13 protein-coding genes are annotated in these 14,317 nt (G+C 66.4%); 10 read left to right on the plus strand and 3 right to left on the minus strand.

What is annotated here, in order from left to right; genetic code table 11:
* Window positions 1–1,254 (minus strand): PQQ-dependent sugar dehydrogenase, encoded by a 1,254-nt coding sequence (locus tag DFR49_RS09065; protein WP_119035459.1) that lies wholly within the window; start codon window positions 1,252–1,254, stop codon window positions 1–3.
* A 330-nt stretch (window positions 1,255–1,584) separates the two neighbouring features.
* Between DFR49_RS09065 and rimP the strand changes: the two genes are divergently transcribed.
* The 5 genes from rimP to rbfA all read left to right on the plus strand — a co-directional run bounded on the left by rimP (window position 1,585) and on the right by rbfA (window position 7,640).
* On the plus strand, window positions 1,585–2,127 hold the full coding sequence (gene rimP / locus DFR49_RS09070) for a ribosome maturation protein RimP (protein ID WP_119035460.1): 543 nt from the start codon (window positions 1,585–1,587) through the stop codon (window positions 2,125–2,127).
* Window positions 2,128–2,133: 6 nt separating this feature from the next.
* Window positions 2,134–3,765 carry a transcription termination factor NusA gene (gene nusA / locus DFR49_RS09075; RefSeq protein ID WP_119035461.1) on the plus strand — a complete coding sequence of 544 codons (1,632 nt, stop codon included), beginning with the start codon at window positions 2,134–2,136 and terminating at the stop codon, window positions 3,763–3,765.
* A 63-nt stretch (window positions 3,766–3,828) separates the two neighbouring features.
* On the plus strand, window positions 3,829–4,536 hold the full coding sequence (locus tag DFR49_RS09080) for a DUF448 domain-containing protein (protein WP_119035462.1): 708 nt from the start codon (window positions 3,829–3,831) through the stop codon (window positions 4,534–4,536).
* Window positions 4,537–7,131: a translation initiation factor IF-2 gene (gene infB / locus DFR49_RS09085; protein WP_119035463.1), complete on the plus strand. Its 2,595-nt coding sequence runs from the start codon at window positions 4,537–4,539 to the stop codon at window positions 7,129–7,131.
* 119 nt (window positions 7,132–7,250) lie between these two features.
* Window positions 7,251–7,640, plus strand: a complete 390-nt coding sequence (gene rbfA, locus DFR49_RS09090; RefSeq protein ID WP_119035464.1) for a 30S ribosome-binding factor RbfA — start codon at window positions 7,251–7,253, stop codon at window positions 7,638–7,640.
* A gap of 18 nt (window positions 7,641–7,658) precedes the next feature.
* On the opposite strand, the gene DFR49_RS09095 is transcribed toward rbfA, so the two are convergent.
* On the minus strand, window positions 7,659–8,306 hold the full coding sequence (locus DFR49_RS09095; RefSeq protein ID WP_119035465.1) for a hypothetical protein: 648 nt from the start codon (window positions 8,304–8,306) through the stop codon (window positions 7,659–7,661).
* A 42-nt stretch (window positions 8,307–8,348) separates the two neighbouring features.
* On the minus strand, window positions 8,349–9,248 hold the full coding sequence (locus DFR49_RS09100; protein WP_147373675.1) for a hypothetical protein: 900 nt from the start codon (window positions 9,246–9,248) through the stop codon (window positions 8,349–8,351).
* Window positions 9,249–9,360: 112 nt separating this feature from the next.
* Here DFR49_RS09100 and DFR49_RS09105 point away from each other — a divergent pair, with 112 nt between their 5' ends.
* The 5 genes from DFR49_RS09105 to pnp all read left to right on the plus strand — a co-directional run bounded on the left by DFR49_RS09105 (window position 9,361) and on the right by pnp (window position 14,194).
* Entirely contained in the window at window positions 9,361–9,975 is a 615-nt protein-coding gene (locus tag DFR49_RS09105) for a thymidine kinase (RefSeq protein ID WP_119036326.1), read from the plus strand.
* Window positions 9,976–9,998: 23 nt separating this feature from the next.
* Window positions 9,999–10,400, plus strand: coding sequence for a hypothetical protein (locus DFR49_RS09110; protein ID WP_119035467.1), 402 nt, complete (start codon window positions 9,999–10,001; stop codon window positions 10,398–10,400).
* A 52-nt stretch (window positions 10,401–10,452) separates the two neighbouring features.
* A complete protein-coding gene (gene truB, locus DFR49_RS09115; RefSeq protein WP_119035468.1) occupies window positions 10,453–11,376 on the plus strand; it encodes a tRNA pseudouridine(55) synthase TruB in 924 nt (307 codons plus the stop codon).
* The gene (gene rpsO, locus DFR49_RS09120) at window positions 11,377–11,646 is read left to right on the plus strand and encodes a 30S ribosomal protein S15 (RefSeq protein WP_119035469.1); all 270 of its coding nucleotides are present in this window, start codon (window positions 11,377–11,379) and stop codon (window positions 11,644–11,646) included. It begins immediately after the preceding gene.
* A gap of 217 nt (window positions 11,647–11,863) precedes the next feature.
* The gene (pnp, locus tag DFR49_RS09125) at window positions 11,864–14,194 is read left to right on the plus strand and encodes a polyribonucleotide nucleotidyltransferase (RefSeq protein WP_119035470.1); all 2,331 of its coding nucleotides are present in this window, start codon (window positions 11,864–11,866) and stop codon (window positions 14,192–14,194) included.
* Window positions 14,195–14,317: the final 123 nt, after the last annotated feature.

Genomic DNA, 14,317 nt, shown 5'->3' on the forward strand with positions numbered 1-14,317 from the left:
TCACCCCTTCGGCGTCAGCCGATCGAGCGCGCCGTCATCCTGGAGCAGCCAGATCGCGCCGTCGGGCGCCTGGATCACGTCGCGGATGCGCGCACCCATGTCCCATTGCTCGGCGGGCCTGGCAGTCGCGCCGTTCAATTCGACGCGGATCAGCGCCTGCCCCGAGAGCGCGGCGAGGAACGCCGAACCCTTATATTGGGGGAACAGGTCGCCGGTATAGATGATCATCCCGCCGGGCGAGATCGACGGGTTCCACCACAATTTCGGCGCTTCGAATTCGGGCTTGCTCGGATGATCGGGGATCGGCTGGCCGCTGTAATTGTCGCCGTTCGAGACCACCGGCCAGCCGTAATTTTTGCCGGCCTCGATCAGGTTGAGTTCGTCGCCGCCGCGCGGCCCCATTTCGGTTTCCCACAGCCGCCCGTCGGGGGCGAAGGCAAGGCCGTACGGATTGCGGTGCCCCGTGCTCCACGTCATCGCGCGCACGCCGCCCTCGGCGTACATCGGATTGCCCGGCGCGGCCTTGCCGTCGAGCGTCAGCCGCAAGATCTTGCCGAGCAATTGCTCGGGATCCTGTGCGGGCGAGAAGCGCTGGCGCTCGCCCGAGCTCAGGAACAGATATTGGCCGTCGGGCGAGAAGGCCACGCGCGCGCCGAACTGCCCCCCGGGACCGTTCGAGCCCGAGCGCCAGAGCACCGACACATTCTGGAGTGCGGCGCGCGCAGGGTTGGGGGTGGCGAGCGTACCCCGCGCCAACGCGAGCGCGCTCCCCTTCTCGCCGGGTTCAGAATAGGTGAGATAGACATATTTGCTGTCGGCGAAATCGGGCGCGATCGCGACGTCGAGCAGCCCGCCCTGCCCGCCGGGCTCGACCTTGGGAACGCCGCTCACCGTCACCACCGATCCGTCGGCATGGCGCAGCTTCAGCGCCCCGGCCTTTTCGGTGACGAGCAAGCCGCCGCCGGGGAGGAATTCCATCCCGAACGGTTCCTCGAACTGGCCGATCTTCTGAATCGTGAAGGGTTGCGCGGTCGCCGGCAGATTCGCCTTGCCGGCGGTCGCGGGCACGTTCTTGATCGAGGCGTCCTGCGGCGCGTTCTTGGGCACCGGCTTGCTTGCCGAGGCGGGCTGCGGCGGCACGAACGCCTGGCCGGACGCCGCCGCGTCGCCGTTCGCGGGCTGCGATTGCGCTTGCGGCTGCGCGGAGCAGGCGGGGCTGGCGAGCAGAGCGACGAGGGCAAGGCGACGAATCATGGCGGGCCTTTCGAGAGCTTGGATGAAATGCGCGAACGACCCGTATAGCCGGTTTCAGTCATGCTGAAACAGAGACGGCACCGGCCGGCTCCCCCACCCCTCCACCCATTCAGTATACTGCCGTTGGGAGGTGGGGTGGGGGAGCGGGCCAGGGCCGCTTCCACGTAAGTGGAATAAACCCTAGCCAAGCACGGTTACAGCGGATGCGCAACGTGCTTGCCAGCGACGGCGGACGCGCCTATATCGCGGGCGTTCTCTTACATCGTCAGGTGAAGGAGGTCGGCGCCCCCCGGTTCCGGCGCCGGTGCCTTACGCCCATTGGAAGTGTGCATGGCGGACATCGCCCGGTTGACGCAGATGATCGAACCCGAGGCGCAAGCGCTCGGTTTCGCGCTCGTGCGCGTCAAGATGTATGGCGGCACGTCCGATCCCACGCTCCAGGTGATGGCCGAGCGCCCCGACACGCGCCAGCTCACGATCGACGATTGCGCCGATCTGTCGCGCCGCATTTCGGATCGGCTCGACGAAGCCGAGGCGACAGGCCGCGATCCGATTCCGGGTGGCTATCGGCTCGAGGTCAGCTCACCGGGGATCGATCGCCCGCTCACCCGCTTGCAGGATTATGACGATTGGAAGGGCCATGAAGCGCGGCTTCACCTCGTCGGGCCAATCGACGGACGCAAGCAACTCACCGGCATCCTGCTCGGGCTCGACGCCGGGCGCGTCGCGATCGATGTGAAGAAGTTCCAGACAATGACGGTCGATTTTGCGGCCATCGCGGACGCCAAGCTGCTGATGACCGATAAATTGATCGCCGCAACCCAACCCCTGTCCGCCGAAGGTGCGGACAAGGTTATCGAAGTGGAAGGATAAGTCCCGATGGCCACCGCCGTTTCCGCCAACAAGGCCGAGCTGCTCGCGATCGCCGATTCGGTCGCCAAGGAAAAGCTGATCGACAAGGCGATCGTCGTCGAGGCGCTCGAGGAAGCGATCCAGCGCGCCGCCAAGACGCGCTACGGCGCCGAGAATGACATTCGTGCGAAACTCGACCCCAATTCGGGCGACTTGCGCCTGTGGCGCGTCGTCGAAGTGGTCGAGGCGGTCGATGATTATTTCAAGCAGGTCTCGGTCAAGGACGCGCAGAAGCTCCAGGCCGGCGCGGTCGTCGGCGATTACATCGTCGATCCACTGCCCCCGATCGAGTTCGGCCGCATCCAGGCGCAGGCATCGAAGCAGATCATCTTCCAGAAGGTCCGCGATGCCGAGCGCGAGCGCCAGTTCGAGGAATTCAAGGATCGCGTCGGCGAGATCATCACTGGCGTCGTCAAGCGCGTCGAGTTCGGCCATGTCGTCGTCGATCTCGGCCGCGCCGAGGGCGTCATCCGCCGCGACGCGCAGATCCCGCGCGAAGTGGTGCGCGTCAACGACCGCATCCGCAGCCTGATCCTGAAGGTGGTGCGCGAGAACCGCGGGCCGCAGATCTTCCTCAGCCGCGCGCATCCCGATTTCATGAAGAAGCTGTTCGCGCAGGAAGTCCCCGAAATCTACGACGGCATCATCGAGATCAAGGCCGCCGCGCGCGATCCCGGCAGCCGCGCCAAGATCGGCGTCATCAGCCACGACAGCTCGATCGATCCGGTCGGCGCGTGCGTCGGCATGAAGGGCAGCCGCGTCCAGGCGGTCGTCCAGGAGATGCAGGGCGAGAAGATCGACATCATCCCCTGGTCCCCCGACACCGCGACCTTCGTCGTCAACGCGCTCCAGCCCGCGAGCGTCAGCCGCGTGGTGCTCGATGAGGAAGAAGACCGCATCGAGGTTGTGGTCCCCGACGATCAGCTCAGCCTCGCGATCGGCCGTCGCGGCCAGAACGTACGGCTCGCCTCGCAGCTCACCGGCAAGGCGATCGACATCCTGACCGAGGACGACGCGAGCGAGAAGCGCCAGCGCGAATTCCTCGAACGCTCCGAGATGTTCCAGAAGGAACTCGACGTCGACGAGACGCTGGCGCAGCTCCTCGTCGCCGAGGGCTTCGGCGCGCTTGAGGAAGTCGCCTATGTCGAGGCCGACGAGATCGCGGGCATCGAGGGCTTCGACGAGGAACTCGCTGCCGAATTGCAGAGCCGCGCGCAAGAAGCGCTCGAGCGTCGCGAGGCCGCGGCGCGCGAGGAGCGCAAGGCGCTCGGCGTCGAGGACGCGCTCATCGACATGCCGTATCTGACCGAGCCGATGCTGGTCACGCTCGGCAAGGCAGGCATCCGGACGCTCGACGATCTCGCCGATCTGGCGACCGACGAACTCGTCCAGAAGAAGCGCATCGAGCCGCGCCGCCGTCAGGAAACGAGCAACCGGCCCGAGGATAAGGGCGGCGTGCTCGCCGAATACGGCCTCTCCGACGAGCAGGGCAACGAGATCATCATGGCCGCCCGTGCGCACTGGTTCGAGGACGAGCCGGCGCCCGCGGAACCCGCGGCCGAAACCGGGGAGGACGCGAATGCGGAAACCTCCCAATGAGACGCTGAAGCGTAACGTCGGCACTCGCTCATGCTTCCCCGCTCCCTTCGAAGGGAGGGGAGCATGAGCGCCGATCCCATCCGCAAGTGCATCCTTTCCGGCGACCGTGAGGCGCGGGGCGACCTGATCCGGCTCGCGCTCGCCCCCGACGGCCGGATCCTGCCCGACGTGCGCGCCAAGGCGCCGGGGCGCGGCGCGTGGATCGGGGTGACGCAGCGCGATCTCGAACAGGCAACCGCCAAGGGCCGCCTGCGCGGCGCGCTGGCGCGGGCATTCAAATCGGGTGACCTGACCATCCCCGACGATCTGCCCGCGCTGATTGCCACGGCCTTGCAGAAAGCGACGCTCGACCGGTTGGGGCTGGAGGCGCGCGCGGGCCATGTCGTGATCGGCAGCGAGCGGATCGAGGCGGCGGCGCGATCGGGCAAGCTCCATCTGCTGTTCCACGCCGCCGACGCGAGCGTGGACGGCAACCGCAAGCTCGATTCGGCGTGGCGCGTCGGCAGCGACGCCGAAGGAAGTGACTTGCGGGGGTTGGTTCTTCCCGTCGGACGCGCCATATTGTCCTTGGCCCTTGGCCGCGAGAATGTGGTACATGGCGGCCTGACCGACCCCGATGCCGCCCGGCGATTGCGCGAAACGCTCGATCGCTGGCTGTATTTTATCGGACCCGACGAAGACACGGTAGCTTGCGAAACGGCCTCGCAAGAGCCATCGGCGTTCGAAACAGGCGGACCCGGACCGGCCGACGAGACGACACGAGGATTTTGAGTGAGCGATACGGACAACGAGAAGCCGAAACTGGGCGCCCGCGCGCCGCTGGGCCTGAAGCGTACGGTCGAGACCGGCAAGGTGAAGCAGAGCTTCAGCCACGGCCGCTCGAATACCGTGGTGGTCGAGGTCAAGCGCCGTCGCGTGCTGGGCAAGCCCGGCGAGGCCGAGGCACCGAAGATCGACGCCGAACCGCCGGCCCCGCCCGCACCTGCGCCCAAGCCTGCCGCGCCGGCACGCGCCGCGACGCCCAGCGAAACGCCGCGCGAGCGCCAGGAACGCTTGCTGCGCGACGCCGAGGAACAGCGCATGGAAGCGCTGGAGGAAGCGCGCCGTCGCGAGGACCGCGAAAGGGCCGAGGCGCTCGAGGAGGAGCATCGCCGCGCCGAGCGGAACAAGCGCGAGGCCGAAGCCAAGCCCACGGCCAAGCCCGAAGCCCCGGTTGCGGCTGCGGAAGCGCCGGCGGCAACACCGGCGCCGGCGGCCGAAGCCCCGACGCCGACCCCCGCCCCGCGCCGCGAAGTCCAGCTCGACGATTCGCTGCCCGCGCCGCGCCGGTTCACGCCGGTGCAGCGCCCCGAGCGGCCGCAACCCGTCGCGCGCCGCGCGGAACCCGACGTTTCGGGTCCACCGTCAACGAGCAAGCGTCAGGAACCCGCGAGCAAGCCGACGCGGGAACGCAAGGAGCGTGAAGATCAGCGTCGCTCGGGCAAGCTCACCGTCAATCGCGCGCTCGGCGGCGACGACGGCGCGCGGGCGCGCAGCCTGGCCGCGCTCAAGCGCGCGCGAGAGAAGGAACGCCGCAGCCACACCGGCCCGCGCGAGGCGCAGGCCAAGCAGGTTCGCGACGTGATCGTCCCCGAGACGATCACCGTCCAGGAACTCGCCAACCGCATGGCCGAAAAGGGCGCCGACCTCGTGAAGGCGCTGTTCAAGATGGGCATGGCCGTCACCGTCAACCAGACGATCGATCAGGACACCGCCGAACTGCTGATCACCGAATTCGGCCACAATGTGAAGCGCGTATCCGAATCGGACATCGACCTGTCGCTCGACACCGCCGAGGATTCGCCGGAGGCGCTCGAGCCGCGCGCGCCGGTGGTCACGATCATGGGCCATGTCGACCACGGCAAGACGAGCCTGCTCGATGCACTGCGCGGCACTGGCGTCGCGTCGGGCGAAGCCGGCGGCATCACGCAGCATATCGGCGCCTATCAGGTGACGCTCAAGGACAAGTCGAAGATCACGTTCCTCGACACGCCGGGCCACGAGGCCTTCAGCGAGATGCGCGCGCGCGGCGCCGACGTCACCGATATCGTCATCCTGGTGGTGGCGGCCGACGACGGGCTGATGCCGCAGACGATCGAGGCGATCAACCACACCAAGGCGGCGAACGTGCCGATGATCGTGGCGATCAACAAGGTCGACAAGGAAGACGCCAACCCGCAGCGCGTGCGCGAGCGTCTGCTCGAACACGAAGTGATCGTCGAGGAGATGTCGGGCGACGTCCAGGATGTCGAGGTATCGGCGCTTAAGAAGACCGGGCTCGACGAACTGGTCGAGAAAATCCAGCTCCAGGCCGAACTGCTCGAACTCAAGGCCAACCCGAACCGCGATGCCGAAGGTATCGTGATCGAGGCCAAGCTCGACAAGGGCCGCGGGCCGGTCGCGACGGTGCTCGTCAACCGCGGCACGCTCCGGGTCGGCGACGTGTTCGTCGTCGGCGCGGAAAGCGGCAAGGTCCGCGCGCTGATCGACGACAAGGGCCGCCAGGTGAAGGAAGCCGGTCCTTCGGTTCCGGTCGAGGTGCTCGGGCTTTCGGGCGTCCCGTCGGCGGGCGATCCACTTCAGGTCGTCGAGAACGAAGCGCGTGCGCGCGAGGTCGCCGAATATCGTCAAAGCGTGCTGCTGCAAAAGCGGACCGCGCAGGCCCCGGCGAGCCTCGAAAGCATGTTCAGTGCCTTGAAGGACAAGCAGGCGATCGAATATCCGCTCGTCGTCAAGGCCGATACGCAAGGCTCGGTCGAAGCGATCGTCAGTTCGATCAACAAGATCTCGACCGACGACATCAAGGCCCGCGTGCTGCATTCGGGCGTCGGCGGCATCACCGAGAGCGACGTGACGCTGGCCGGGGCATCGGGCGCGCCGATCATCGGCTTCAACGTCCGCGCCAACGCCAAGGCGCGCGAGATCGCGGTGCGGCAGGGCGTCGCGCTCAAATATTACGACATCATCTACGATCTGATCGACGAGATCAGGGCGGGGATGGCGGGCGAACTCGGCCCCGAGGCGTTCGAGACGGTGGTCGGCCGTGCCGAAATCCGCGAGGTGTTCTCGGCGGGCAAGCATGGCAAGGCGGCGGGCCTGCTCGTCACCGAAGGCGTCATCCGCAAAGCGCTCAAGGCGCGCATCACCCGCGAGGATGTCATCATCTACACCGGCGAGATCGCGTCGCTCCGGCGCTTCAAGGACGATGTCGCGGAGGTCCGCGCGGGGCTCGAATGCGGTGTGACGTTCACGCAGAACTTCACCGACATCAAGCCGGGCGACTTCCTCGAAACCTTCGAAGTCGAGATGCGCGAACGGACGCTGTAGGAAACAACCGTCATGCCAGCGAAAGCTGGCATCTCGCGCTGCGGGAGCGTCTTCACCGTCGTTCCTGCGGCCTGAGACCCCAGCTTCCGCTGGGGTGACGCCGTCTTGGAGGCCGCGTCATGCGAAACGACACCCCCGAAACCCAATCGATCCGCACGCTGCGCGTCGGCGAGCAGGTGCGGCATGTGCTGTCCGAAATCCTTGCGCGCGGCGACGTGCATGATGAAACGTTGGCCAAACACATGGTCAGCGTCACCGAGGTGCGCATGTCGCCCGATCTGCGTCACGCCACGGCGTTCGTGAAGCCGCTGCTCGGCAAGGACGAAGAGGCAGTGCTCAAGGCGCTGCGCACCAACACCGCCTATCTCCAGCGCGAGGTCGCCACCCGCGTGAAGATGAAATACGCCGCGCGCCTCAAATTCCTCGCCGACGACAGTTTCGACGAAGGCGGCCATATCGACGCGCTGCTGCGCTCACCCAAAGTCGCCCGCGATCTCGGCGAGGACTGACAAACACGCAAGGGCGCTTCAATCGCAGACGGGCACCAGCCCGAGCGTCATCGGCCCGCCGGCAGCACTGCCGATCGGCCGGGTTGCCATGTGGCACCCCTTCCCGTCCTTGCTCGAGGGAACCGGCGCCTTGCGGCTGAGATCGTAATCGATCCGTATCACCGCGCCGGCGGGAAGCCCGTGCGCCGCCTTGCCGTTGCGGACCTCGCTCGTCATCGTGAAATGCGTCGGCGAGACCTTGCCCGAATAACGGAAGGTCGATCCCGCGTCGGTGCCGCCTCCGGTGATGACGCCGCCGGCCGAGATCCGGATCAGGATGTCGCCGGGATCGCTGCGCCAGCCCGATCGATCGTAGCCGCCCTTGACGTTGGTTTCGATGTCGATGCGCGCGCCGGAAACCTTGGCTTCGAGCCGAAAGTCAGCGCGCGCGGGCTTCATGTGCACCAGCCGCGCGGTGCCGCGGCCTTGCTTGATATCGGGCTTGCGGCCGGGAATCTCGACCCGGATCGCCGCGGCGCCCACATAGGGGCTGCCGCCGAACCGCTCGTAGACGTCCTGCGCGAGCATGGGGGTCGCAGATGCGGGAACGAGGCCCGCACCGGCGACCGCGATGAGCGTCAGACCGCGCGGCGATCGTAAGGCGGTTCGCAAATCGGTTGGTCGCATGCGGGCCCCTCCAGCGATGATGCCGCGCATGGCGACCCGTCTTCAACCGCTTGCGTGGCGGCGCGGTTCCTGCTGATCCGAATAACCGAACTGCTCGAGCGCGGTCAGATAGCTTGCGTGATAGCGCTGCCCCACCGCCTCGGCATAGACCGGCACGGTGGCGAGATTGGCCGCGAGATTGGTTTCGACCGCGTCGCGCACGATCCCCCAGCTTGCCAGATCGCCCGCCGCTTCGCGTAGCCGCGCGCGAAAATGCTCCTCGGCGCGCGGGCGCGGTAGGCGGTGGTTGCACCGATCTTCCTCGGGCTGCTCGACGAGCATATCCAGCACCCCCAGCCGCTCGATGATCCGCCATCCGGGATAGGGATCGCGATCCTCATAATCGTGGACGAACAATTGTCGCCCGGGCATCGCCGCAAAACCCGCCAGGAAGGCGTGATAATCGAAGCAGAAGAACCAATAAGGCGTCGCGCCGGGGCCGTAATGCGGCTCGGGCAGGAACAGCACGCCCTTCTTCATGATCTCGGAGAACATCGTCAGGCTGTCGGCATAGGTATGCCAGCTCAATTGCGAATGCAGGCTCTCGAAATAGGCGCCGGGCGCGCGGATCACGGCATGCCATTCGATCGCGTCGAAACCATGATCGGCGGCGACCCGTTCGATCAGCAGCGCGATCTCGGGGTTGAAGACGACGCCTTCGAGATTCTCCGACGACAGGATCATCGTGTGCGCACCCGCCGCCTTTGCCTCGCCGATCATCGCCTCGAACGGGCCGGCATCGCCGACGAGGAGCGGATTCGCGGTATCGTGATGCGCGGCATAGCCCGGTTGCGGCTGATACCAGATGCCGCGCAAGGCGAGCACCGAGCTGTGGCGGTTCAACAATTCCTGCAAATGCGTCGAGGCGGTCTTGTGGAAGCCCATATGGACGATCAGGCGCACGCGGTGTCTCCTTTTGCGCGCCAGCCTAGGAAGCGTTGGTTAACGTGGTGCTAACCTTGTGCGGGCGCGGGCGCGATTGACCGCAGCGGGGCGCCACGCCATGCCGATGCGCATGGCCAAGCTCTATTTCTACTACGCCTCGATGAACGCGGGCAAATCGACCACGCTGCTCCAGGCCGATTTCAACTATCGCGAGCGCGGCATGGAAACGATGCTGTTCACCGCCGCGGTCCACGATCGCGGCGGTGCGGGCGTGATCGATTCGCGGATCGGCCTATCGACCCCGGCAACGCCCTTCGCCGCCGATACCGACATTGCGGGGCTGGTCGCCGATCGCCACGCGCACGGCCGCATCGCCTGCGTGCTGATCGACGAGGCGCAGTTCCTCACCGCCACGCAGGTGGCGCAACTCGCCCATATCGCCGACGTGATGGGCATCCCCGTCCTCGCCTACGGGCTACGCACCGATTTCCAGGGTGAATTGTTCGAAGGCTCGGCGCGGCTGCTCGCGATCGCCGACGCGCTCATCGAGTTGAAATCGGTCTGCACCTGCGGCCGCAAAGCGACGATGAACCTGCGCGTCGATGCCGAAGGACGCGCGGTGCGCCAGGGCGCGCAGACCGAAATCGGCGGCAACGATCGCTACGTCGCGCTGTGCCGGCGGCATTTCGCCGAGGCGATCGACACAACGGGGACGCTCAGCATCGGTTCAGCCGAGAGCTGCTAAGGGGCGGGACGAGGAGTTCGCACATGCGCATCGCTTCGATCGTCACCGCGCTCGCGGCCGGCATTGCTGCCGCCAGCGCCGTCGCCGCGCCTGGACAATCGCAGCGCAAGATCGGCGTCGAGACCAAAATCACCAATGCGGGCCACGGCGGCATCCGCAACTGGCAGGCCGGGCCACCCAGAAGCGGCATCCTCTACATGCAGGACCGCAGTTTGAAATGGTACGAGGTGACGATGAGCGGCCCATGCATCGAATCGCATGCAGGCCCGGTCACGGTCATCTACACGACCGACAATATCGGCACGTTCGACCGCTTCTCGAATGTGACCTTCCCCGATTTCGGTCATCGAAGCTGCGGCGTGAAAAGCATCAAGACCAGCCTGCCGCCTCCCGGCCAGCCGGGAGCCCCCAAACCGGAGAAGTGATCGCGCTTGGGTTCGCTTCCACGAACGTGGAATACGCTCTAAGGCCCGCGCGATGCATGGCTGGATCATCCTCGACAAGCCCGTCGGCCTCGGCTCGACCCAGGCCGTCGCCGCGGTCAAGCGCGCGCTCCGGACGGGCGGCTATCCCAAACGCAAGGTGGGGCACGGCGGTACGCTCGATCCGCTGGCCTCGGGGGTGCTGCCGATCGCGATCGGCGAAGCGACCAAGCTCGCCGGACGGATGCTCGACAGCGCCAAGATCTACGCCTTCACGATCACCTTCGGCGAGGAGACCGACTCGCTCGATGCCGAGGGCAAGGTGATCGCGACCAGCGCGTCGCGCCCGACGATCGCCGCGATCGAGGCGGTGCTGCCGCGCTTCACCGGCGCGATCGAACAGGTGCCGCCGGCGTTCTCCGCGCTCAAGGTCGACGGCAAGCGCGCCTATGATTTCGCGCGCGCGGGCGAGGACGTGACGCTGGCGACGCGATCGGTGACGATCCATGCTCTCTCTCGCGATGACGCCCCCGATGGCGGAGCCGACGCGCCGGTCGCTAGTGTGACGCTGACCGCCCATGTCTCCAAGGGCACCTATATCCGCAGCCTCGCGCGTGACATCGCGCACACGCTCGGCACAGTGGGGCATGTCACCATGTTGCGACGCCTCAAGGCCGGGCCGTTCGGCCTCGATCCGGCGATTTCGCTGGACAAATTGGACGAAGCCGCTAAGGCCCGCGCCCTTGAAGACGTGTCTCTGCCGTTGAGCACGGCGCTGGACGACATCCCGGCTCTCGCGCTCACCCCCGATCAGGCAGGGTCGCTCCGTCAGGGGCGAGTCTTGGTCGGGATCGCTGCCCACGATGGCCAACACCTTGCGTTCGAAGGCGAAATGCCGGTTGCGTTGGTGGAGGTCCTGAACCGCGAGGTTCGCGTCGTGCGCGGGTTCAATCTTACCCCCGATGTCGAAGGAAAGTGAATGTCGATCACGCAGGAGCGCAAGGACGCGCTCGTCAAGGAACATGGCCGCGCCAAGGGTGACACCGGCTCGACCGAAGTGCAGGTCGCGATCCTCACCGAGCGCATCCGCAACCTCACCGAGCATTTCAAGACCCACGCGAAAGACAACCATTCGCGCCGCGGCCTGCTGATGCTCGTCAACAAGCGCCGGTCGCTGCTGGATTACCTCCGTCATTCGGACGGCCAGCGCTACCTCGATCTGATCGCGAAGCTCGGGCTTCGCAAGTGACGCAAACGTTCGGCCCGCTTCGGCGGGCCGATTACGTATTGCGTCATCCCCGCGAAGGCGGGGATCCAGAGCCAAGAGCGTAACGCTCGAGACCCTGGGCTCCTGCTTTCGCAGGAGCACATGCTTGCCGGGCCGCAATTCGGTGATCCGGCACGAGCCACGAATGGCTCCCTCAAAGGCCCCAGGCGCATAGGGCACCTGGAGTGAAGGAAACAGAATGTTCGATACGAAAACTGTAAGCATCGAGTGGGGCGGCAAGACCCTCACGCTCGAAACGGGCCGCGTTGCCCGCCAGGCCGACGGCGCGGTGCTCGCGACGCTCGGCGAAACCGTGGTGCTGTGCGCCGTCACCGCCGCCAAGTCGGTGAAGGAAGGTCAGGATTTCTTCCCGCTGACCGTGCACTATCAGGAAAAATTCTCGTCGGCCGGGCGCATCCCGGGTGGCTTCTTCAAGCGCGAGCGTGGGGCGACCGAGAAGGAGACGCTGACCAGCCGTCTCATCGACCGTCCCGTCCGCCCACTCTTTCCCGAAGGTTTCTACAACGAGATCAACGTCATCGCGCAGGTGATGAGCTATGACGGCGAGAACGAGCCCGACATCCTGGCGATGATCGCCGCGTCGGCCGCGCTCACCATCTCGGGCGTGCCCTTCATGGGCCCGATCGCCGGCGCGCGCGTCGGCTATGTCGACGGCGAGTTCGTTCTCAACCCGACGCTCGAAGAGGCCAAAAGCGGTGATCTCGACCTCGTCGTCGCCGGCACTTCCAATGCCGTGATGATGGTCGAATCCGAAGCCGCCGAGCTGTCGGAAGAGACGATGCTCGGCGCCGTGATGTTCGCACATCGCGCGTGCCAACCGGTGATCGACGCGATCATCGACCTCGCCGAGCAGGCCGCCAAGGAGCCGTGGGAACTCGCGCCCAAGGCCGATCAGTCGGCGATGAAGAAGAAGCTCGAGAAGCTCATCGGCAAGGATATCGCCGCCGCCTACAAGCTGATCAACAAGTCCGAGCGGTCGGACGCGCTCAACGCGGCGCGCGCCAAGGCGAAGGAAGCCTTCGCCGACGCCACCCCGCAGGACCAGATGGCCGCGATCAAGCTCGTCAAGAAGCTCGAGGCGGAAATCGTGCGCGGCGCGATCCTCAAGGACGGCAGCCGCATCGACGGCCGCAACACCAAGCAGATCCGCCCGATCGAGGCGATGGTCCGCTTCCTGCCGCGCACCCACGGCTCGGCGCTGTTCACCCGCGGCGAGACGCAGGCGATCTGCACCACCACGCTCGGCACCAAGGACAGCGAGCAGATGATCGACGGGCTGACCGGCCTGTCGTACGAGCGCTTCATGCTCCACTACAACTTCCCGCCCTATTCGGTCGGTGAAGTGGGCCGCTTCGGCGCCCCCGGCCGCCGCGAAATCGGCCACGGCAAGCTGGCGTGGCGCGCGCTGCATCGCGTACTGCCGACCACCGAAGAGTTCCCGTATACGATCCGCGTCCTCTCCGACATCACCGAGTCGAACGGCTCGTCGTCGATGGCGACGGTATGCGGCGGCTCGCTGAGCATGATGGACGCCGGCGTGCCGCTCAAGCGCCCGGTCTCGGGCATCGCGATGGGGCTCATCCTCGAAGGCAAGGATTTTGCCGTCCTTTCCGACATCCTCGGCGACGAGGATCACCTCGGCGACATGGACTTCAAGGTCGCGGGCACCAGCGAGGGCATCACCAGCCTTCAGATGGACATCAAGATCGCCGGCATCACCGAGGAGATCATGAAGGTCGCGCTGGCGCAGGCACATGAGGGCCGCGCGCACATCCTCGGCGAAATGGGCAAGGCGCTCGATCACACGCGTGAGGAACTCTCGGCGCACGCCCCGCGCATCGAGACGATGCAGATCGACAAGACGAAGATCCGCGATGTCATCGGCACCGGCGGCAAGGTGATCCGCGAGATCGTCGCCACCACCGGCGCCAAGGTCGACATCGACGACGAGGGCGTGATCAAGATCTCCTCGTCCGACGTCAGCCAGATCGAGGCGGCGCGCAAGTGGATCGAGGGCATCGTCGAAGAGGCCGAGGTCGGCAAGATCTACACCGGCAAGGTCGTCAACATCGTCGATTTCGGCGCGTTCGTGAACTTCATGGGCGGCAAGGACGGCCTCGTCCACGTCTCCGAGATGAAGAACGAGCGGGTCGAGAAACCCACCGACGTCGTCTCCGAGGGCCAGGAAGTGAAGGTCAAGGTGCTCGAGATCGATCCGCGCGGCAAGGTTCGCCTGTCGATGCGCGTCGTCGATCAGGAAACCGGCGCCGAACTGGAAGACACCCGCCCGCCGCGCGAACCGCGCGAGCGCGGTGACCGTGGTCCGCGTGGCGATCGTGGTGATCGCGGCGGCCGTGGCGGCGATCGCGGTCCGCGCCGTGATCGCGGGCCTCGCCGCGACGACGACCGCGGCCCGCGTCGCGGCGGCGGTGAGCACAGCGACGGCGGCAAGGACGAGGGCGACGCGCCCGAATTCGCCCCCGCCTTCCTGACCGGCGATCGCGACTGAGCGGTTCGACCGACGACATGAAAAAGGGCTCGGCGAGCGATCGCCGGGCCCTTTTTCGTTATCCCGGCCCGCGGCGGCCCACACCCCTGTTCTCCCGCGAAAGCGGGAGTCCGGAATCACAAG

Source organism: Hephaestia caeni, assembly GCF_003550065.1.
GTDB classification, from domain to species: Bacteria; Pseudomonadota; Alphaproteobacteria; order Sphingomonadales; family Sphingomonadaceae; genus Sphingomonas; species Sphingomonas caeni_A.